28 protein-coding genes are annotated in these 18,859 nt (G+C 70.5%); all 28 read left to right on the top strand.

From position 1 onward, the window contains the following. The first annotated feature begins 20 nt into the window (after nucleotides 1–20). The 28 genes from ACFWVV_RS24735 to ACFWVV_RS24600 all read left to right on the top strand — a co-directional run bounded on the left by ACFWVV_RS24735 (nucleotide 21) and on the right by ACFWVV_RS24600 (nucleotide 18,859). A complete protein-coding gene (locus ACFWVV_RS24735) occupies nucleotides 21–1,571 on the top strand; it encodes a DNA cytosine methyltransferase (protein WP_384354545.1) in 1,551 nt (516 codons plus the stop codon). 85 nt (nucleotides 1,572–1,656) lie between these two features. Further along, the gene (locus ACFWVV_RS24730) at nucleotides 1,657–2,025 is read left to right on the top strand and encodes a hypothetical protein (protein ID WP_384354547.1); all 369 of its coding nucleotides are present in this window, start codon (nucleotides 1,657–1,659) and stop codon (nucleotides 2,023–2,025) included. Between the two features lie 2 nt (nucleotides 2,026–2,027). Beyond that, on the top strand, nucleotides 2,028–2,264 hold the full coding sequence (locus ACFWVV_RS24725) for a hypothetical protein (protein WP_384354549.1): 237 nt from the start codon (nucleotides 2,028–2,030) through the stop codon (nucleotides 2,262–2,264). Continuing rightward, the gene (locus tag ACFWVV_RS24720) at nucleotides 2,257–3,243 is read left to right on the top strand and encodes a WhiB family transcriptional regulator (protein ID WP_384354551.1); all 987 of its coding nucleotides are present in this window, start codon (nucleotides 2,257–2,259) and stop codon (nucleotides 3,241–3,243) included. Before ACFWVV_RS24725 ends, ACFWVV_RS24720 begins: the two co-directional genes overlap by 8 nt. After that, the gene (locus ACFWVV_RS24715; protein WP_384354553.1) at nucleotides 3,240–3,704 is read left to right on the top strand and encodes a hypothetical protein; all 465 of its coding nucleotides are present in this window, start codon (nucleotides 3,240–3,242) and stop codon (nucleotides 3,702–3,704) included. The genes ACFWVV_RS24720 and ACFWVV_RS24715 overlap by 4 nt, the downstream gene beginning before the upstream one ends. Continuing rightward, nucleotides 3,701–4,165, top strand: a complete 465-nt coding sequence (locus ACFWVV_RS24710; RefSeq protein ID WP_384354555.1) for a hypothetical protein — start codon at nucleotides 3,701–3,703, stop codon at nucleotides 4,163–4,165. Before ACFWVV_RS24715 ends, ACFWVV_RS24710 begins: the two co-directional genes overlap by 4 nt. A gap of 1,193 nt (nucleotides 4,166–5,358) precedes the next feature. After that, on the top strand, nucleotides 5,359–6,666 hold the full coding sequence (locus tag ACFWVV_RS24705; RefSeq protein ID WP_384354557.1) for a helix-turn-helix domain-containing protein: 1,308 nt from the start codon (nucleotides 5,359–5,361) through the stop codon (nucleotides 6,664–6,666). Next, a complete protein-coding gene (locus ACFWVV_RS24700; RefSeq protein WP_384354559.1) occupies nucleotides 6,659–7,453 on the top strand; it encodes a DciA family protein in 795 nt (264 codons plus the stop codon). Before ACFWVV_RS24705 ends, ACFWVV_RS24700 begins: the two co-directional genes overlap by 8 nt. A gap of 446 nt (nucleotides 7,454–7,899) precedes the next feature. Next, nucleotides 7,900–8,559: a ParA family protein gene (locus ACFWVV_RS24695; protein WP_384354561.1), complete on the top strand. Its 660-nt coding sequence runs from the start codon at nucleotides 7,900–7,902 to the stop codon at nucleotides 8,557–8,559. Continuing rightward, nucleotides 8,559–9,740, top strand: a complete 1,182-nt coding sequence (locus ACFWVV_RS24690) for a ParB/RepB/Spo0J family partition protein (protein ID WP_384354563.1) — start codon at nucleotides 8,559–8,561, stop codon at nucleotides 9,738–9,740. The genes ACFWVV_RS24695 and ACFWVV_RS24690 overlap by 1 nt, the downstream gene beginning before the upstream one ends. 738 nt (nucleotides 9,741–10,478) lie before the next feature. Continuing rightward, nucleotides 10,479–10,787, top strand: coding sequence for a hypothetical protein (locus ACFWVV_RS24685; RefSeq protein ID WP_384354565.1), 309 nt, complete (start codon nucleotides 10,479–10,481; stop codon nucleotides 10,785–10,787). 209 nt (nucleotides 10,788–10,996) lie between these two features. Continuing rightward, on the top strand, nucleotides 10,997–11,539 hold the full coding sequence (locus ACFWVV_RS24680) for a hypothetical protein (protein WP_384354567.1): 543 nt from the start codon (nucleotides 10,997–10,999) through the stop codon (nucleotides 11,537–11,539). A gap of 112 nt (nucleotides 11,540–11,651) precedes the next feature. Then, nucleotides 11,652–11,885, top strand: a complete 234-nt coding sequence (locus ACFWVV_RS24675; RefSeq protein WP_384354569.1) for a hypothetical protein — start codon at nucleotides 11,652–11,654, stop codon at nucleotides 11,883–11,885. A gap of 168 nt (nucleotides 11,886–12,053) precedes the next feature. Beyond that, nucleotides 12,054–12,392, top strand: a complete 339-nt coding sequence (locus ACFWVV_RS24670; RefSeq protein ID WP_384354571.1) for a hypothetical protein — start codon at nucleotides 12,054–12,056, stop codon at nucleotides 12,390–12,392. Nucleotides 12,393–12,505: 113 nt separating this feature from the next. Next, the gene (locus tag ACFWVV_RS24665; protein ID WP_384354573.1) at nucleotides 12,506–12,943 is read left to right on the top strand and encodes a hypothetical protein; all 438 of its coding nucleotides are present in this window, start codon (nucleotides 12,506–12,508) and stop codon (nucleotides 12,941–12,943) included. Nucleotides 12,944–12,978: 35 nt separating this feature from the next. Continuing rightward, entirely contained in the window at nucleotides 12,979–13,242 is a 264-nt protein-coding gene (locus ACFWVV_RS24660; RefSeq protein ID WP_384354575.1) for a hypothetical protein, read from the top strand. Next, nucleotides 13,239–13,586: a DUF6181 family protein gene (locus tag ACFWVV_RS24655; RefSeq protein WP_384354577.1), complete on the top strand. Its 348-nt coding sequence runs from the start codon at nucleotides 13,239–13,241 to the stop codon at nucleotides 13,584–13,586. The genes ACFWVV_RS24660 and ACFWVV_RS24655 overlap by 4 nt, the downstream gene beginning before the upstream one ends. Continuing rightward, nucleotides 13,583–13,963, top strand: coding sequence for a hypothetical protein (locus tag ACFWVV_RS24650; RefSeq protein ID WP_384354579.1), 381 nt, complete (start codon nucleotides 13,583–13,585; stop codon nucleotides 13,961–13,963). The genes ACFWVV_RS24655 and ACFWVV_RS24650 overlap by 4 nt, the downstream gene beginning before the upstream one ends. Continuing rightward, nucleotides 13,960–14,085, top strand: coding sequence for a hypothetical protein (locus ACFWVV_RS24645; RefSeq protein ID WP_384354581.1), 126 nt, complete (start codon nucleotides 13,960–13,962; stop codon nucleotides 14,083–14,085). The genes ACFWVV_RS24650 and ACFWVV_RS24645 overlap by 4 nt, the downstream gene beginning before the upstream one ends. Further along, nucleotides 14,082–14,660: a hypothetical protein gene (locus tag ACFWVV_RS24640; protein ID WP_384354583.1), complete on the top strand. Its 579-nt coding sequence runs from the start codon at nucleotides 14,082–14,084 to the stop codon at nucleotides 14,658–14,660. The genes ACFWVV_RS24645 and ACFWVV_RS24640 overlap by 4 nt, the downstream gene beginning before the upstream one ends. Then, nucleotides 14,653–15,387 carry an HNH endonuclease gene (locus ACFWVV_RS24635; protein ID WP_384354585.1) on the top strand — a complete coding sequence of 245 codons (735 nt, stop codon included), beginning with the start codon at nucleotides 14,653–14,655 and terminating at the stop codon, nucleotides 15,385–15,387. The genes ACFWVV_RS24640 and ACFWVV_RS24635 overlap by 8 nt, the downstream gene beginning before the upstream one ends. After that, complete coding sequence (locus tag ACFWVV_RS24630; RefSeq protein ID WP_384354587.1) at nucleotides 15,380–16,414, top strand: phage Gp37/Gp68 family protein; 1,035 nt, start codon at nucleotides 15,380–15,382, stop codon at nucleotides 16,412–16,414. Before ACFWVV_RS24635 ends, ACFWVV_RS24630 begins: the two co-directional genes overlap by 8 nt. After that, the gene (locus ACFWVV_RS24625) at nucleotides 16,407–16,751 is read left to right on the top strand and encodes a hypothetical protein (protein WP_384354589.1); all 345 of its coding nucleotides are present in this window, start codon (nucleotides 16,407–16,409) and stop codon (nucleotides 16,749–16,751) included. The genes ACFWVV_RS24630 and ACFWVV_RS24625 overlap by 8 nt, the downstream gene beginning before the upstream one ends. Continuing rightward, entirely contained in the window at nucleotides 16,744–16,995 is a 252-nt protein-coding gene (locus tag ACFWVV_RS24620) for a hypothetical protein (protein WP_384354591.1), read from the top strand. Before ACFWVV_RS24625 ends, ACFWVV_RS24620 begins: the two co-directional genes overlap by 8 nt. Next, the gene (locus tag ACFWVV_RS24615; protein WP_384354593.1) at nucleotides 16,988–17,278 is read left to right on the top strand and encodes a hypothetical protein; all 291 of its coding nucleotides are present in this window, start codon (nucleotides 16,988–16,990) and stop codon (nucleotides 17,276–17,278) included. The genes ACFWVV_RS24620 and ACFWVV_RS24615 overlap by 8 nt, the downstream gene beginning before the upstream one ends. Continuing rightward, nucleotides 17,275–17,505 carry a hypothetical protein gene (locus ACFWVV_RS24610; protein WP_384354595.1) on the top strand — a complete coding sequence of 77 codons (231 nt, stop codon included), beginning with the start codon at nucleotides 17,275–17,277 and terminating at the stop codon, nucleotides 17,503–17,505. The genes ACFWVV_RS24615 and ACFWVV_RS24610 overlap by 4 nt, the downstream gene beginning before the upstream one ends. Beyond that, entirely contained in the window at nucleotides 17,502–18,260 is a 759-nt protein-coding gene (locus tag ACFWVV_RS24605) for a hypothetical protein (RefSeq protein ID WP_384354597.1), read from the top strand. The genes ACFWVV_RS24610 and ACFWVV_RS24605 overlap by 4 nt, the downstream gene beginning before the upstream one ends. Next, nucleotides 18,260–18,859: a hypothetical protein gene (locus ACFWVV_RS24600; protein WP_384354599.1), complete on the top strand. Its 600-nt coding sequence runs from the start codon at nucleotides 18,260–18,262 to the stop codon at nucleotides 18,857–18,859. The genes ACFWVV_RS24605 and ACFWVV_RS24600 overlap by 1 nt, the downstream gene beginning before the upstream one ends.

Here is an 18,859-nt window from a genome sequence, read left to right as displayed (position 1 = left end):
GTGCGCAAGGAGGCGGCGTAATGGCCCGTAGGACCACCCAGCAGACCCGCACGGCCGTGCACCGGCCGGCCACCAGGCGCCGCCGGTTCCGTCACGACGACCCCGTCGCGGTCGACCTGTTCTCCGGGTTCGGAGGCCTGACCCAGGGCATCAAGGACGCCGGATTCACCACGATCATGGCCGCGAACCACAACAGCTACAAGGTCGAGGTCCACGAGGCGAACCACCCGGAGGCCGAGCACTGGATCGCCGACCTGGTCGACCCGGAGTCGTCCGACTACCACTCGGTGCGCGACCTCCCTGCAGCCGACCTCCTCGTGGCCGGCGTGAGCTGCGTGAACCACTCCCCGGCCAACACCCTCAAGGCCTACGCACAGGGCCTGAGCCTGTTCGGCATGGAGGACCCCGACTACGAAGAAAGGGTCACCCGCTCGGAACGGGACCGTGCCACAGCGAACTGCGTCCTCCACTACGCCGCCCAGCACCGCCCTCGGATGATCCTCGTCGAGTGCACCACCGAGCTGCAGTCCTGGGGCCCGCTCCGGCCGGGAAGCAAGAAGGTCGGGGACGGGACGACCTACCGGTGGTGGCTTAAGCAGTTCGACCTGATCGACTACAACCACCAGGTGCTGTTCCTCAACAGCCAGTTCTTCGGCGTCCCGCAGTCCCGCAACCGCGGCTACTGGGTGTTCGTCCACAAGTCGCTGCCGATGCCGGACCTCGAACACCGGCCGGTGTCCCGGTGCCACCGCTGCGACAGGGACGTCGAAGCGCTGTGGACGTGGCGCACCGGAATCCCGCCGACGGGGAAAGTCGCGTACGGCGAGCAGTACGAGTACCGGTGCCCGTCCTGCCGTACCGCGGTCAAGCCGCCCATGACCCCGTCCATCGCCGCGCTCGACCTTTCGGACCTCGGGACCCGCATCGGCGACCGGCCGGTCAAGGCGTTCAAGGACGGCCACCGCGGACCGTTCGCCGCGTCGACGACCGCCCGCATCGAGCGCTGCCGCAGGAAGTTCGCAGACTTCCCTGCCATCCTCATGCCGGCCAAGGGAGTGCACGGCTCGGAACGGCTCCTGCTGCAGCCGCTGGCAACCCAGACCAGCCAGCAGGAAGCAGCGCTGCTCTCCACCGGCCAGGCACTGTGGGACGAGCCGTCACTGGCGCTCGCCGTCGACAACTACCAGGGCGCACCGCGTGGTCCCGGTGAGCCGCTGCCCACGCAGGTCGGTTCCGAGACGCTCGGGGTGCTGACCTCCGGCGTCATCCCGTACCGCAAGAACACCGTGCCCGCCGTCTACACCGAGCCGATGTCGACGTTCACCGCCGAGCAGATCCCAGGACTGCTCACCGCAGCCGGCTGGTTCAAGCAGAACGGCCCCACGGGCACCGAGACCGCCGCCCACCCGGTCACCGACCCGCTCGGGACACTCACCTCCCGCGACCAAGTGGACGGCTTTGGTAATGCCGTATCGCCGCAGGTCGGCACGTGGATCGGGGCCCGACTGCGCGCCGTTCTCCACTCGCCCCAGGACCGCGGCCCGGAGCTCACCACCTCGCTCGCAGCGTAGCCACCGCCTACCCCCGCACCGCTGGCCGCCCGCACCGCACCCCGCGGTACGGGCGGCTGCTTCGTCCTGCCCGAAGGAGACCGCCGTGGACTGGTTCCTCGCCCTCATCCTGCCCCTCCTCCTCATCAGCTGGTTCCTCGTCGGGCTCGCACACGCCGCATCCCGCCGGTGGCGGCACCGCATCAACGCGCGCGCGGACCTTTACCCGGGCAGCGCCCGCCACCAGCAGGCCCTGGAGGGCATGTCGCTGGCGCAGTACCGGCTGCTGCCGACCGAGGAGCAGGCCGCCCTGGACGCCGAACGCCTGTGGGCGGACGCCAACGCGGTGGCCTGGCGGGCGTCGTGGGACGAAGCCCAGCATCGGGTGGAACTCCTGCGCCTGATCCAGGACCACACCACCGCGACGGCCGCGCCCCCGCCCCCGCCCGTTGCTGCCAAGTCGAAGGAGGACTGACCATGCCGTACCTCGTCGCTGTCCTCGCCGTGGCCATCGCACTGACGGCCGCCGGCGGGTGGACGGCCACCCACCGGGCGCTCGCCGCCGAACGCGCCCGTCAGCGCCTCCTCGACCTGTCCCTGTACCGGGAGCTCGACGCCCACCACGCCCGCCCCGTACCCCCGCCCGATCCCGCCCGGCCGCCACTGGCCGCGGTACCGGCACCCCGCACCCCCGCAGGAGGCGACGATGCCTGACACCCCCACCACCCCGGCCAGCGTTGCCGCCGCGGACAGCGCCCTGACCGGGCACCGCCACTACGACTACCGGGGGTGCGCCCCCGACCCCGACCGCCCCGGCCTGGCGGCCGCCGCCGACATCCCCCTCACGTCCTGGGACGCCCCCGACCTCCCCGGCGGGGAACCGCAGGAGGACCGCCTCACCCGGGAGGAGGCGGCGCTGGCGGTATGCGCGGCCTGCCCGGTGCTGGCCGCATGCCGCACCTGGTCGATGGCCGCGACCGAGACGGACGTCCTGCCGTACGGGGTGTCCGGTGGGCTGACCGCCCTGGAGCGCCACCGCCTGATCATCGAGTCCCGGATGGCCGCAGGCACCCACCAGCCAGTTCGGCAGGAGCAGAGGGAGAGCTCGCGGTACAGGCGCGAGTTGGTGCGGGTGGCGTCCACCCCGCAGAAGCTCGCCGTCCTGCGCGCCCTGGCCACGCACACCCGGCCGGAGGATGTCGCCGCGGCGGCCGGCCTGGACGTGCGGACTGCGAACTGGCAGCGGTCGAAGCTGGCCGGCCTGTTCGGCCTGGACCGCCACCGGGCGACCCGCCTCGACCTGCTGCACGCCGCCCGGGCGGCCGGGCTCCTCGACGGGGTGGTCCTGGCACCTGATGACGGCAGTGTGCTGGCGGCGCCCGCCCTGGAGTCCCCGGACGGCCCCCGCCGCACCGTCCCCGCACCCGCCCCGGACACCGTGCGAGCGACTGAAGCGACCCGCACCCCCAACCTCACCCCGCCGCCGACTCCGGCCCCAGCACAGGTGGTTGCGGTAGCAGATGCCGGCCGCCGGGTGGCGGTGCGCGTACGGGTCCCGGCCCGCACCCGGTTCGCCGACATCCCCGGGCAGCTCTGCCTCGACGACGCCGCCCCGCCCGGCCGCCGCACCCTGCGCCTGCTCCGCACCACCCCCGCCGTCGCCACCGCCCCCGCACTGGAGTCCGCCGCATGAACCACACCCACAGCCTCCCGCCCCGCCCCGCCACCGGCCCAGCGGCGCCCGTACCCGACCCGGTCGGCCCCGGCGGCACGAGCACGAGCATCGCGGACACCGACAGCGTCCTCGCTGAACGGTGCGGCTCCGCGGGCGAATACCTGGCCGGGCTCCTGGCCGCCGCCCAACTCGACACCGTCGCCCGCCCCAACCAGCTCCCCGAGGACCTCTTCTCGCACCTCGACCCGTGGGACGTACGGCAGGTCTGGGACCGTGCCCTCGCCGTCGGCTACCGGGCCGGGAAAATGGCCTCCAACCCCCAGTGGACGACCGAAGGCCTCGACCGCATGCGCAGGGCCCTCGCGGACGCCGGGTACGGGCAGATGGCCACCCAGGCCGCCCGCTCCCACCGCACCACCACCCCCCGCACCCACCCCGCCGACCCAGACACCCACACCGCCCGCGGAACCCACCCGTGACCGCCCCACGGCGCGGCCGCGCCGGCCGGCCCAGCCTCCTCGACCCCGCCCCCCGCGGCCGGCCGCCCATCTTCGACACCGCCCTGCGCGCCCAATACCTCGACCTCGTCACCGCCGGAATGCCGCTCGGAGAAGCCGCCCTCACCGTCGGCATCAGCCTGCGCCTGCCCACCTCCACCGCCCAGCGGGAACCCGCCTTCGCCCAACTGCTCCTGACCGCCAAGCAGAAGGGGCGCCAGGTACGCGCCGAGAGCAAGGAACACGGGGTCACCCGGTACAAGCACTACGACTGCCGATGCCCCACCTGCACCAAAGCCGTCGCCGTCCAACGCGCCAACGCCCCCTCCCGCACCACCCACCCCGACCACCCCAGCCCCCAGGAGACCCCGCCCGCAGAAGTGATCCACATGCCCGAACCCAAGTCCTCTACTTCCTTTTTGCTGCTGGTCAGGGCCTCTTGAAGCGAAGCAGACCAGCTCTGCAAGATCACGTTATTTACTTCCGATTCTTGGGTGACACCCAACGAGGCCCGGACGGCTGTGCGATGAGCTGGATATCTGATGACCAGTCGGACTATCGACACGATGCACGGAGGTGCGAGACAAGTGGCGAGTAGAACGAGTAGGCTGCGCCTGACGCCAGACGACCACTCAGGTCTCAGGCGTCTCCAGGGCAAAGAGATGGCCCCGCTTGAACCCCAGGTGGTTGCACACCCGGGAGCGGGGCCGTGTCGGCGCCAAGTCCGATTCGCAGCGAATGAAGGCACCGACATGGCAGAGAGTACCCGGGGACACCCCGATGTAGACAGTGGGACCCAGCAGTCCGCCGTGAAGATCACACCGGCGTCGTACTGCTCGGGCCCTGTCGCCACTACACACACCACCGCGTGACGAGGACGGCCGCGAAGTCGGCCGGCCGCCTCTGGACCATCGAAGTATCGTGCCCTCGCCCTCGTCCGCGGGTGACCCGGCAACAGCAGGCATGGCACCTGGAACCCACACGGCTAGAGCGACAGGTCGAGGCGTTCTTCGGGACAGAAACCGACGTCACGCTCACAGCCCGAACGGTGTACGTCCGTCAGTCGTTCTGCGGCGACAGCCTCGGAACGATGCCTGACCAGGTACAGGACCGCCTGGCCCGAGTGCTCGATGGTCTGTACTTCGACATACAGCGACTGGGCACTTACGGCCCCTATCAACTTCCGCGGCCTGTTCGTGTGGTCATCACCGAGCAGACGGCGGGTGCCGAACAGAGCTCACCCAGTAAGGGAGATCGGTTGACTTAGCGACTTTCCTAGCGGGAGGTCCTGGGCCCTTTGACGAGGGCGCTTCCTCTACCGCTGGCCGCTTGGTGTTGACGCACCGTCGCGGCCTTCATTCCACGGCTCGCAGTTGACGCTACGAGCTAAGGCCCGATCTTCGCTTCCGGTTTGACGACCGGTCGGTCAGGTCGAGCGTCCTTCAGGTTCTCCCCAGAACCAGCACCGCCGAAGCGGGCCCTTTGTCATCCCAAAAACACTTTGGAAGACGGGTACATAGTGCACGACGTCGCACCCTCTTGTCAGCTTTTGCATGTCCGTCCGAGCGATTCGTCCCAGATTTCCCCCCGCGAGGGGGACACCGCATGCCTCTCGGACGGCACCAAGTGCCTCCGAGTGCCCCCGGCGCAGCAGTGGATCGGCACGACGCTCGGCCGTCTCGCGGTCGACCCGCAGTCCTGGATGCAGGCGGTGCACTGGGTTGGCGGGTCCGGCCTGTACGTCCCGTCCCGTAAGCACGGCCCTGGGTGGGGTGTCGCCACGGTGCAGATCGCGCAGGAGTGCGCGGCGCTGAAGGAGTGCCGGCCGTCGGTCGACTACCTCGCGCGGAAGCTCGGCATGTCGGAGCGGACGGTGCAGTACCACCTGGGCATCCTGCGGGAGGCCGGGCTGCTCGTGTACCGGGAGGTGGGCACCCGGCGCAGCAAGGCGAACGGCGGGAACCTCGCCTCGCGCTTCGAGCGGGTCATCCCCCCTGATTTCGACGAGGCGTTGGGGATCCGTACGGTGCTGCGCCGCGAGGACGAGCCGGCCGTGGCACGGGTGGCGGTGGGGATTGCCGAGGCGGGCCGCAAGACGATCGCCAGGCTGGCGCGGAAGGCTTGCCGGAAGGTGCGCGGCCGCCGCTCCCGGACCGCCTCCCCGGCCAAGATCGATTGCACCCTAATGTCTGTAGCTGATGTGGACTCTTCCCGCACAGCTAGTACTCACCTCAGGCCCTCTGAGAGCAAGCTCGCAAGCGGGCCGAAGAAGTCCCCCACCCCGAAGCAGCAGAGGCGCAGGCCGCAGAAGCTCAACCGGGTCGGCCGCCGGTGGCAGCTCGCCCGGCAGCTCCTGCAGCAGGTGCCGTGGCTGACCGGGACGAGCCTGCCGCGCATTGCGTGGATCGTGGGCCCCCTCGCCGATGCAGGCTGGTCCGTCGACGAGGTCCGGGCACTGATCGCCCTCGGCTCCGACCCGTACGAGGTACGGCGCCCGTCCGGGCTCCTCGCTGCCCGTCTGCGCAGTCACGAGATGTGGGCGGCACCGGGCCGCCGGGCAGCGCTGGTCGAGGGGTGGCGGGACTCGAGGGCAGCCACCTCCGAGCGCCACGCAGAGTGGACTGCCCCCCAGGTGCGAGCCGCGAAGGCTCCGCGGGTGCGTGCGGCCCTGGCCGACGTCTTCGACCAGTTCAACGGCCGCCGCCAGCCGGGCGCCGTCGAGGTCGCCGCCGGGGCCGCCGCCGACCTCAGCGCCCTGGATGAAGCCGCCCTTGCCGAGCAGAAGACCGCGGCACTCGCTGACCCGGGGCTCGTCCTCGCCGCCCTCGACGGTGGTGCACCGGAGGACCTGGTGCGCCACCTCTACAGCGACCAGGCCGTCGACCAGGCCCTGCACCTCAACCGGCTGAACCGCAGCACCAACATCTGGGGGATCAATGTCTGACGTCCAGCCGCCCGCCGGTGCCGACCTCGCCCGCCAGGCCCTCAACGCCTACAGGGCGTCCAGCAAGCCCTCCCAGGCGGTCCGCAGGAGGAAGCCGCTGCGCAGTGTGGCCCGCCGCGGGGATGGCCGGGACCCGGTCGGCCTCGGCGCGGTCATGGACCGGCTCACCACGGACGCCGGGTGGCAGGACAGCGTCGGCGGCGGCACCCTGCGCGAGCGGTGGCCGACCTTGTGCCCGCAGTACGCCGGACACGTCGAACCTGTCGGCTACGACCCGGAGCGCCGGTGCCTGGAACTCCGGCCCGGCTCCCCCGCGTACGCCACGCAGCTGCGGCTCCTCGGCGGGCAGCTCGCCAAGCAGATCAACGACAAGGTCGGCCGCCCCGTCGTCGACCGCATCAAGATCCTGCCCGTCGGCAACCTCACCCCCGCCGCCCCCGCCCGGAGTTCGGGCACCATCCAGGCCCCCCGCCAGCAGCCGCCCGTAGAGCCCCGCCCGTACGGGGCCGCCAGGTACGCGGACGCCATGGCTGCGGTGCGGGCCCACAAGCCGGACTGGCGCAAGGCCGACCCCAGCATCACCGCGGCGATCGAGGACCAGACCCGGCGGATGCGGCGCCACCGCGCACCCGAGGCCGTCGGCGTCGACACCTCCGCTGAAGTCGACCGGTTCACCGCCCAGGCCCGCGCCGCCGCGGCAAGTGAGCGGGCGGCCCTGCACCGGGCCCGGGAGGAGAAGGCCGGCCGCCAGCGGCTCGACGTGGCCCCACTGTTCCGCACCGCGTGACCCGCCCCGCTCCCGGGCCGCTGTTCCCGTCCCGCACTGCCTGAGCGACACTCAGCTCAGCACCCCCGCAGCCCACTTCGGAGCCTCCATGACCACATACCCCCACGCCCGCCCCGTCGAGACCGTCGGCGTGCAGCGCCTGGCCAAGCCCGCCTGGTCCGGCCTGTTCGTCGAACCTGACCTTCCGGCAGCCAGTCCCCTGGCGGAAGAGGAAGGCGATGAGGGGTATACCGCGGTATACCCCCGCGAGACACACCGGCCGACTGGCAGACCCTCATCTCGCTGATGGCACCTCACCGCAGGCCTACCCAAAGGCGTATACCGCGGTATACGCCTGCGCCTCGCCGAACAGCGGGGTGATGCAAATGTCCCATTCACTGATCTGCCATGCTGTCCCGGTCCGAGTACCGAGAGCCTTCTCGGGAAGCACACGGAAACGGAGCATCATGGCTTCCTCCATCCTCGTCGTGTCCACAGACCCCCAGGGGTCGACCATCTGGTGGGCCGACCGAGTCAGCGAACTCCCCTTTGACTTCACGACCGCTCACGACGACCCCGAGAGTCTCGCGGAACTGAAGAACCTCGGCGCGGAGATCCACGTCATCGCCAACCAGAAGGGCGGCGTTGGTAAGACGACGACGACCGTCAACCTGGCGGCAGTCACCCACGATGTCCTGGGCTCGAGCGACAAGCGGGCGCACGTCTTCATCGACACCCCCGGCAGCCTGGAGAACGAGCACATCCTCTCCGCCGCCCTCGACATTGCCGACGACGTCCTGGTGCCTCTCCCCCCGGAGCCACTCGCGTTCGACCCGACGGCCCGCACCATCAGCCAGGTCATCGAACCCCGCGGGCTCCCGTACAAGGTGTTCGTGAACGCGTGGGACCCGCGCGACGGCAAGGCCGACCGCGACGACACCATCGCCTACATCGAGGCCAAGGGCTGGCCCCGTGCCAACACGGTGATCCGCCGGTACAAGATTCACACCCGCGCCGCTGCCGAGGGCAAGGTCGTCACGCAGTACGCGGACAACGGCACCACCCTGCGGGCCCGGGAGGACTACTTCCGCCTGGCGCTCGAGCTCGGATACGGAGGGCGCCGCTGATGGCCGGCTCAAGGTTCTCCCTCGCGGAGCTCGCAGGAGAGAAGGTCGAGGCGACCCCCGGAGCAGCCAAGCCGACCCTGGCGCACCTGTCGCCCGAGCAGCTCGTCCCTACGCCGCTCAACCCGCGGCAGGATTTCGACAAGGCCAAGCTCATCGAGCTGGGCAACAGCATGCGCAACGGGCAGCTGCAGCCGTGCGTCGGCATTGCCCGTGCCGCGTACGTGAAGCTTTTCCCTGAGCACGCCGACCAGGTCGGCCCGTGCCGTGTCGTCATGGCGGCAGGGGAGCGGCGCTGGAAGGCCGCGCAGGAAGTGGGACTCAAGCTCCTCGACGTCCACATCCGCGCCGACATCGCGTCGAGCAGGGAGGCGTTCCTGGCGGCTGTTCTCGCCGAGAACATGGAGCGCGCGAACTTCAACGCCATCGAGGAGGCGAACGGGCTGAAGGCCATGCTGAGCATGACCGACGGCAACCAGACGCGCGCCGCCGAGCGGGTCGGCAAGTCGAAGCAGTGGTTCAGCCACCACCTTGGTCTGCTGCGGCTTACCGAGGAGATGCAGGCGCTCATCATCGACGGCACCATCACCGCGTTCCGGGACATGCGCCGCTACTCGGCGCTCCCCGCTGAGGAGCAGCGCGGAGCGTGGGAAGCCGACCAGCGCGCCCGCCAGGAGAAGAAGGACGCCCCGAAGCCGGCCTCCGGGCAGCGGCCTCAGCCCGCTGCCCGGCCCGCGGCCGAACTGGCCCCCCAGCGGAGCGAGCCGGGGCGGGAGACGTATACCGCGGTATACGCCCCTCCCGCTGAGGCACAACAGCCCCGGGGCCCGCGGGAGGACACCCCACCCGTACCGGAGCGGGCGCCCGCCAGTGCGCCGAGGGCGGACCCGAGGGACGAAACCCATAACAGTGTTATGGGTTCGCCGCTCCCGACGGTCACCCCCGCGCAGGGAGATCTGGCCCGGAGCGCACCTCCTGCGGAGCCGGTCGGTGCGACGGTCGTCGCCCCCAGGAACAGCGCCCCGGCGCACCAGGGCGAAGCTCCCGTGCTCGATTGGGAGGACGAGGCGTTCATCCGGGCGGTGGCCGAGGATGTCCCCCTGGAGCTGCTGTGCGAGCACATGCCGCTCGAGCGTCGTAGGGCGCTCGCGAAGATGCTGTTCCCGTTGAACAAGAGCGACTGACCCTTCAACCCGACGGCCCGTCTACTGCTGCCGTGAACCGGCGCAGGTGCGGGCCGTCGGCGTCCCACCACTCAGCCGGTGGGTGGTTTGGGTGGTTTCGGTGTCACCCGACCGAGTGATACCAGCCATTAGTGATTCCGGGCGTGCATCAACGCATAACGGCTGGTGAGGCTGCCGTACGCAGTGTCTGCCGGTACGCGGGAGCTGCCGCCAGCCGGGGGAGCGGGTGCAGTACCTCGCAGCCTGCTCCGCCCGCCCCCGCCTGCGCGGCCCCCGGCGACTAGACCCCCGGCATACCCGCCCCAGCGCCCCGTGCCGCCCACCTTTTGGGGGCGCACCGCCCCTACCTGCATTGCCAGTTCCGCGGCTACAATCCCCGTAGTCTTACGGGCATGCCCGTGAGGTCTCCCCGCCCCCGCGCGGCTGCTCCGGGTGTTGTCGGCAAAACTCCGCCTGGTGCAGTCGCCGGGGGCGGTCTCATGCGGTACCACATCGTGGGACGCGAGGATGTCAAAACCTGCTCTGTCTTCACACACCGGGTGAATCTAGTGTCAGGGTGTGTCCTTACCGGCCGGTTGGACCGGCAGACCTGACCGGCCTGCACCCGCACCCGCCCCATAGAGGTGCACCCCTTCCCTCTGCCGTCCGCGAGCGGAGACCTGCATGCCCAGTGACGCGGCTGCCCCTCTCGGGCAGGAGCCCCACCGTCCTGCCCCGTCCGACAGCCAGGTGATCCCCTTGTCCTCCCGCCGAGGCGTCCGCGGCCGCCGGCCACCGCCGGTCCCTGCCCAGCCCGCCGACGGGCCTGTATCGCAGCGGGACGAACTCGCGGTGGTGGTCCAGGCCCGGTTCCAGCAGAAGCACCTCTCGCTTGCCGACCCCGCCACCGCCACCGTCTTCGACACGACCGTGGCGACCATCCGCCTCCTGGTCGACGGCCTCGCCGGCACCGGGCAGCTGGGGGAGGAGCAGAGCGATCTGGTGCGCCATCACCTCGATGTGCTGCGCACGGTGCCGGACACGTTCCGGGAGCATATTCAAGGCTGACGATTCGTCATATGTTGCGGCGCCGAAACAAATTAGCGGAGCGCGCTGATCCATTTACACAACGTGTTCAACTTCCGCCTCCTCCGTGGCAGCATGGGGCCCCCGGGTCACACCGGGTCACAACTCTCGGCCCCGCGCGCGCCCCCGAGCCCCCTCTTCACGGCTGCTCGCGCCCCGCCCGGCGGCCGCAGCACGGGACGGGGACGCACATGGCGGGAGACACCACCACCGAGGCCATCAAGGCCGGCCAGCAGCTCCACCTGATCCAGGGCCTCAAAACCCAGCCCACCCGGCGGCCATCCACCGGCCAGCCCACTTCCCGCAGCGTCCACGGGCCCGCACCCGCCGACCTCCGCGTCGTCGACTACATCGCTGGCCACGTCGGCGAAGTCGTCGCCTACACCCAGGCCGTCGCCCCCCAGGCCCCGCCCCCGCCCGAGCAGGACGGCCGCGTCTACGCCTGGATGTGCGAGCACACCGCCGACGTCGAGGAGTACGCCCGCCGCCAGAGAGAAGCCCTCCTCTACCGGCACACCCTCGAGCACGCCATCGAGCTCCACGGCGACACCCACCTCATACGCAAGCACCCCTGTCCCGCCTGCGGCTGCTGGTCGCTGATGTGGCAGCGCGGGGAAGCGGTGTGCATCTACTCCCGCTGCACCGAGGACGGCACGCGCCGCGTGTGGACCCTGCAGCAGCTCGCCGAACGGCATGTTGCCGCCTCAACATATTCGCGGAGGCGTGCAACCTAACGGGCCCTTCGGAGGTCTAGGAACTGCTGCCACTGCTGTACCAGCACCACCCCCAGTAACCCGCACAGGACGCCGGAGCTGCGACCGACGGCCTCCTCACTCGGGAGCCCCCGTGGCCATCTACCACTCCGTCCCCGCCGCCGCCCCGCACATCCGGGACCTGGTCACCCTCAATGAGGCCGTCGCCCTGTTCGGCGAGACCGGCCGGCCCGCGGCGAAGTCGACGCTGCGCAGCTGGATCACCAAGCGCGGCATCTGCACCCAGCGTTCCGGCGGTCGGGTCCTCGTGTCGTACTCCGACCTGCTGGAGGCGCACCGCGACGCCCAGCTCTCCAGAGACTCCTGACGGGCCGTCCGAGGCCCGAGCAGCCCCTTGCCCCGAGACCCCGGGCCAGGGGCTTTCTCATCCCCTCGCCATATTGCATTGCGCATGCACCACAATATGGTTAGTCTGGTGGAGCCGACAACGACAGACCCCCTTCCGGGACTGTCGGAGACCCCACAGGAGTGCGCCATGCTGCTCACCCACACCCGGTCCACCACCACCCAACTCCCCACCACCCGCCGCATCAGCGACTTGGGGGAGTACCAGCAGGACCGCGTCAACGCCCTGCTCGAAGAGGCACGCGAAGCCGCGGACAACAGCGCCTACTTCGCGATCGTCGCCCTCATCGCCGCCCACGCCGGTATCCGCCTCCCGGACCACGGCGAGATCGTCCGCTGCACCTGCGGCTGCCTGTGCGACCTCCTCTTCGACGGCAACCACGCCCGCACCTACCAGCCCGGCCCCGTGGCCCAAGAGATCGCCCAGTGCCCCGACTGCGCGGACGACCACCCCGCCGAAGAAGCCTGACCCACCCTCACCCCGCAACTCCCGGCCCCGGTAGAGCACCCCGCCCACAGGGCGAGCAGTAGCTCCCGGGACCGGGGTGACCACCCCACCCCAGCACGCACCGGGAGACACCCATGTCCAGCACCGGCACCCTCCTGCGCCTGACCGCCGACACCATCACCGATTTCGGGCTCGAGCGCGACCAGCTCGCCAACCCCGCCACCGGGGCCCTCTCCCTCGAAGCCGCCGTCTACCGGGCCGTCACCGGCACCACCCCCAACGCCTTCACCGACCCCACGGCCACCCAGTACGCCGACGTCCTCATCACCACCAACACCACCGTCATGGAGGTCATCGCCTGGATCTCCGTCGTCCTGCCCACCGAACCCCCGGGCGACTCGGCCTCCGGGGGCGACGACCACCTCGAACACCTCCGCACCTGGACCACCGAGAACGACTTCTTCACCGGCGTACTCCCCACCCCCGCCGAGGTTACCGGCATCCTCCTGCGTGCCGCCCAGACCGCCGACAACCTCACCGACGTCCCCACCCCCCGCCCCGCCGCAGCCTGACCCGTACGGCGAAGAGCACGAGAGAGGACAACGCCGTGACTGCCCTGACCCTCGCCCCGGCCGCCACCGACGAGCCCAACCCCTACTTCGTCGGCCGCGCCGACGCGTACGACGACACCGCCACCCTGACCATCCCGCAGCTCATCGTCCGCGCCGGCCTCTACGCAGACCACCACCCCGACCTCGGATACGCCCTCGGCTACATGGACCGCCTCCTCGAACTCCGCAGGGAGAACCGGGCCGTCATCGCCGCCGAGACCGAGCTCGCCCACACCGACCTCGTCCAGGTGACGTCATGAGTGCCTACCTGAGCCGCGGCCGGGGCGTCCTGATCAAGACCCGCGTCGAACACCGCCTCTCCCTCGAGGAACTCGCCCTCGTCCTGGTTGCCTCCGACGAAGACGAGGAGGCCGAGGACTACTTCACCATCGCCGACATCCGGCACGTCGTCGCCACCCAACTCGTACGCCAGGGCACCGACGCCCTCATCGAGGCGTCGGATCACATCCGGGACGCCGACGACGGTGGAGCCGAGCGCCTCGCCTGGGCACGCCGCCTCATCACCAAGGCGTACCGCCGGGACTTCACCGAGTTCCCCGACGACCTGGCCGCGTTCGAGCGCACCCAGGCCGCGGCGTCATGACCGAAGCCCGCCGCGCCGCGCTGGCCATCGCCAACCACTCCCACAACGCCGACGACTGCCGAGCCCTCCTCGACATGCTCGGCCTGAGCGCAGTCCTCGCCACCCAGGCCCGGCAGCACGACGGCATCCGACACGGCACCCCCTACGCGTACACCAAGGGCGGATGCCGTTGCGACGACTGCCGCGAAGCGAACCGCAAGCGCTGCCAGGCCTCCCGCCAACGCTCAGCGGCCGACCCGTCCCGGGCCGACCGGGCCGGCCACGGCAAGGCGTCCACCTACAAGAACCACGGCTGCCGATGCGCGGAGTGCTCGGCCGCCAACACTGCCGACGTCAGCGCCTACCGGGCCCGCCGCCGTGTCAAGGCTCGTGCGTGACCTGGCCCGCCGCCATCGCCACCGTGCTGGGAGTCGTCGCCGCCCTCCTGCTCCACGCCTCCCAGCACGGCCCACGCTCCACCCCACCCGAGCACGACCCGCCGGACGGAGACCCGCCATGACCACCAAGGCCCGCAAGCGCCGCCTCACCAGCACCCGCAGCACCAAGTCCGCCTCCAAGCCCGCGGTCGTCTCGCTCCTCCGCGCCCGGCCCCCGCTCCCCAAGCGCACCCCCACCGCGCCCTCCACCCCCGACTTCATCACCCACGAAGCCATCAACGCCGCCTACGCCGCCCGCCTCGCCGGCCTCCCCGGCCTCCCCATACGCGCCTGGATAGCCGCCGACAGCACCATCGCCGCCGACTTCCGCTCCGGCGCCCGCCTCATCCACCACCCCGGCTCCACCACACCCTTCACCGCCCTCACCCCCTGCCCCTCCGGCACCCACCACGTCCACCCCATCACCACCGGCAACGACCTCGACGAGGCCTGCCGCACCGCAGCCGCCTGCACCAGCCACCACGGCCGACCCACCCCCGACCCCACCCCGGACACCGCACCCACCGTCCAGGTCAACAACCTCGCCCCCGCCTTCGGCCACCGGAACGACACCACCGAATCCCTCAGCCTCGCCGCCATCGCCGCCGAACTCGCCGCCCACACCGACCAGCCCAAGGAGCACCCCGACCATGGCTGACACCGCCATCGAATGGACGGAGCGAACTCCAGCCCGTCGCTTCCGCGCATCAGCTGCAACTCGGATCGGTGTGAGCCTCGCCGAATATGACACCAAGCTCGCCGCCGGGCTCAAGTGGTGTACCGGCTGCAAGGAGTGGCATACGCGTCAGGCCTTCGCGAAGGACCGGACCCGTTGGGACGGCCTCAAGGCCGCGTGCACCGCCCGCACTCCGAGGAAGAGGCCGGGCCCCACCATCCCCGAGCGAAGACGCCGCGCCGCTCTAGGCCAGGCGTGGTGCAGCGTCTGTCAGCTGTGGCTCACCACCAGCGAAGTACGCGGCGGCATCTGTAAGCCGCATGCAGCGGCAGCAGCCAGGGACGCCTACCGCGGCCACGCAGGAGAGCAAATCCGAGCCCGGGTGTACGCCCGTGCGCGAGGACTCGACCCGATCCCGCCCTGGTGGCGAACACAGCAGTTCGGATCGTTCGACGGGCTCTGCGCCTACGCCTGTAACCGCCCCGCCACATCGATCGACCACGTCTGGCCGGTGGCCCGAGGCGGACGATCCGTACCGGGAAACCTCGCGCCTGCCTGCACCTCCTGCAACAGCAGCAAGGGCGACCGGCACCCCGCTCCTTGGGTCGAACGCGGAATCACCTCGCACCCACATGCCTGGGAGCAGCTGATCGCTCTCGCACTGGAACACAACACCGACGAATGGCTAGAGGAGATCAACGATGGCTAAGACGAACATCGAATGGACCCGAGGCGACGACGGATCCGCCGGGGTCACTTGGAATCCGATCACCGGCTGCGACCGCGTCAGCCCCGGATGTGACAACTGCTACGCCCTGACCATGGCCAAGCGCCTCAAGGGCATGGGCTCCGCGAAGTACCAGACCGACGGCAACCCGGAAACGTCCGGCCCTGGCTTCGGCATCACCTCTCACGCCGCAGCCATCCGCGAACCGCTCCGGTGGAAGAACCCGCGCCGCGTCTTCGTGAACTCCATGGGCGACCTCTTCCACGCCGGCATCCACGAAGCCGACCTTCACCTCGTCTTCGGCGTCATGGCTGCCACCCCCCAGCACACCTACCAGGTCCTCACCAAGCGCCACGGCCGCATGCGCAGCCTCCTCAACAACCCCACCTTCGCCCACATGACGTACCACCGGGCCGCCATGGTCTTCGGGCTCCCCGAAACCGCACCACGGCCCTGGCCCCTGCCCAACGTGTGGCTCGGCGTCAGCGTCGAGGACCAGCACTGGGCAGACATCCGCATCCCCGCCCTCCTCAACACCCCGGCCGCCGTACGGTTCCTCTCCTGCGAACCCCTCCTCGGCCCCGTTCGGCTCAACCGCAACCACGCCCACTGCCCCACCCACGACTTCACGGGCGGGTTCTGCACCGGCCCGTGCCCCGACCTCGTCCGTCCCAACTGGGTGATCTGCGGAGGGGAATCCGGCCGCAATGCCCGCCCCGCAGCCCTCGACTGGTTCCGCACCCTCCGCGACGACTGCGCGGCCGCGAACATCCCCTACTTCTTCAAGCAGCACGGCGAGTACCGCGGGTTCCTCACCCATGCCGAAGGGCCCCGCCCCGCCGACCTGTACGTGAACACCGAGACCGGTGAAGCACTCCCCGAAGCCCAGGTACCCGACACCGGGTCCTGGAGCGGCGTCTGGCGGCTCGGGAAGAAGCAGGCCGGCCGGACCCTCGACGGCCGCGAGTGGAGCGACTTCCCGGTCACCGCGGAGGCACCCTGTGGCTGACCTCCCCGAACCCACCGTCAAGGCCGTGGAGTACGTAGTCACCTGTGTTCCCGAAGACGGCATCGACGCGCACGTCTTCGAGATCCGCGTCGAGTACCGCGGCGGGGGCCGCTGGGCCGTCACCCGACTCGGTTCCTGCCTCGGCACCGACGGCACCTGGGCCCAGGGCGTCAAGGAGTACGACCGCGGCGACCAGTGGCTCGACGACCACCGCTTCGACCTCGACACCGCCCTGCACCTCGCCCAGCAGGCAGCCCCGCACATCACCGTCAACGGCTACACCGTCACCGACGCCCTCACCATGCAGGCCAACCGAGAGGCGACCACAGATGAATGACACCCACGGAGCCAGCCGCTACAACAGCGGCTGCCGCTGCACCACTTGCCGGGCAGGCCACGCCCAACGCATCCGCGCCGCCATCGCCCGCCGCGCCCAAGACCCCGCAGCCGCCGACCGGGCCGGCCACGGCAAAGCCACCACCTACAACAACTACGCCTGCCGCTGCACCCCCTGCACCCGCGCCCAGACCGCCGCCGTCCTCGAACGCCGGGCCCGCAAGAAGGCCTCCGTCGATGACTGACACCCCCTTCTACGCGCCCCTGCCCCTCCTCGCCCCCACCGTCGGCCCCACCGCCCTTGAGCAGCGCCTCTACCGTGCTGGCTGCCTCGGCAAGACCCGCTTCCGCAGCAGACGGGCCGCCCGCCGCCGCGCCCGCCAAATACATGGCATTGGCGGCCCCCGCTACCAGGCCTACCGGTGCCTGTTTTGTCTCGGCGTCCATCTGGGCCATCAAGAAGGCCACGCCACCCACCTCCGCGGAACCCGCTACGGGCCCATCCCCGCAAAGGACCTCACCGCATGAAGTTCACCCTCCTCCACACGGCCGCCGCGCACCTCGTCCTCGGGCTCTTCACCGGCACCCTCCTCCACCTCACCACCGGCGGCCAGGTCGGCCCGTACACCGTCGCGCTCGTCTCCCTAGTCCTGTCACCCGTCATCACCACGACCGCCGTCCGCCTGGGACGCGCCCTCGAGACCCGCCAGCTCAACGACGCCTACAACCAGCCCGCACACGGGGAGCAGCGATGAGCCGCTTGTACACCGGCCAGCCCACCAAGCGCGGCGGCATCCACCCCCCTCGCACCTCGATCAACCGCATCGGCGGTCCGTCCTCCGCCATGCGGCGCCAGGAGGAACGCATCCACGACAAGCGCATCCTGGCCGACTACGTACAGCTCAAGCCTGGCGTCCTCGTCGTCTGGGACTGCCAGCCGTACCGGGTCGTCGAACTCGCCGAACGACCCCTCGACCTGTGGGGCGAAGAACACGAGGCGCGGTACGCGACCGCCCTCGATCGCTGGGAACGCCACCCGCGCGGGGAACGGCCCGAGAAGGCCACCTGGGACGGTCGGCCCTACGTCTTCGTGCTCCTTCCCGACGGCAAGCCCCAGGGAAAGCCTCTCCACCTGGTCGGGCCCGCCAACCACACGTGGGACGTCCTGCCCGAGCACTACGCGATCTGCTCCGCCTGCGGTGAACTCCCGCCCTGCCGCCACGAACTCGCCGAACGCAAAGCCGACCGGCAAGCCGCCCGCGCCGACGTCCTCATGGACATCCCACCCGGCCACTGCCTCGGATGCGGCGAATACATCACCCCACGCCAGCAGGCCGCCCGCTTCCCCGGCCCCAACCTGTGGCGCCCCGACCTTCCCGAGAACTCCGCTTCCTTCCATGCCCGTCTGGAGTGCCGGGGAGAGGTGAACCGCTACCGCCAGCAGTGGGAAGCACACGGCGGACGGGACGTCCAGACCACGCTCACCCTCGACGACGGAGACCAGCCCTGATGACCCTGACCAGCCCCGCCCCTGAAGTCCCTCCCGCCCCGGCCTGGCAACCCGACGTCATCGGCCTCGACACCAGCCTCACCGCCACCGGTATCGCCTCCAGCCGCGGCTGGTGCCAGGTCGTCGGTTACACCGACAAGAAGCGCCCCATCACCACCCTCCCGCACCCGGAACGCCGCGACGCCCTGTACGAGGTCCGCCAATTCATCACCGACACCATCGGCCGCCCCGACCTCGCCGTCCTCGAACTCCCCGCCGTCTCCCGGAGCGGAGGAGGCGCCCATGAACGTGGCTGGCTCTGGTGGGAGATCTACCACCACCTCACCGCCCACGAGATCCCAGTCGGCCTCCTCTCCCCGAACCAGCGCGCCCTCTACGCCACCGGCAAAGGCAACGCCGCCAAGGGGGCCGTCATCGACGCGGTCGCCCGCCGCTGGCCCGCTTGGACCACCGACGGCGACGACAACGCAGCCGACGCCGTCGTCCTCATGGCCGCCGGCCGCGACTGGCTCGGTCACCCCCTCACCACCGTGCCCCTCACCCACAAGGCCGCCATCACCAAGGCGATCTGGCCCGACCCCACCACCGGAACGGAGTGA

The sequence above is a fragment of the Streptomyces sp. NPDC058663 genome (assembly GCF_042716745.1).
Classification (GTDB): Bacteria; Actinomycetota; Actinomycetes; order Streptomycetales; family Streptomycetaceae; genus Streptomyces.
Note: the sequence above shows the minus strand (reverse complement) of the source record. Positions and strands in the feature narration are given on the sequence as shown.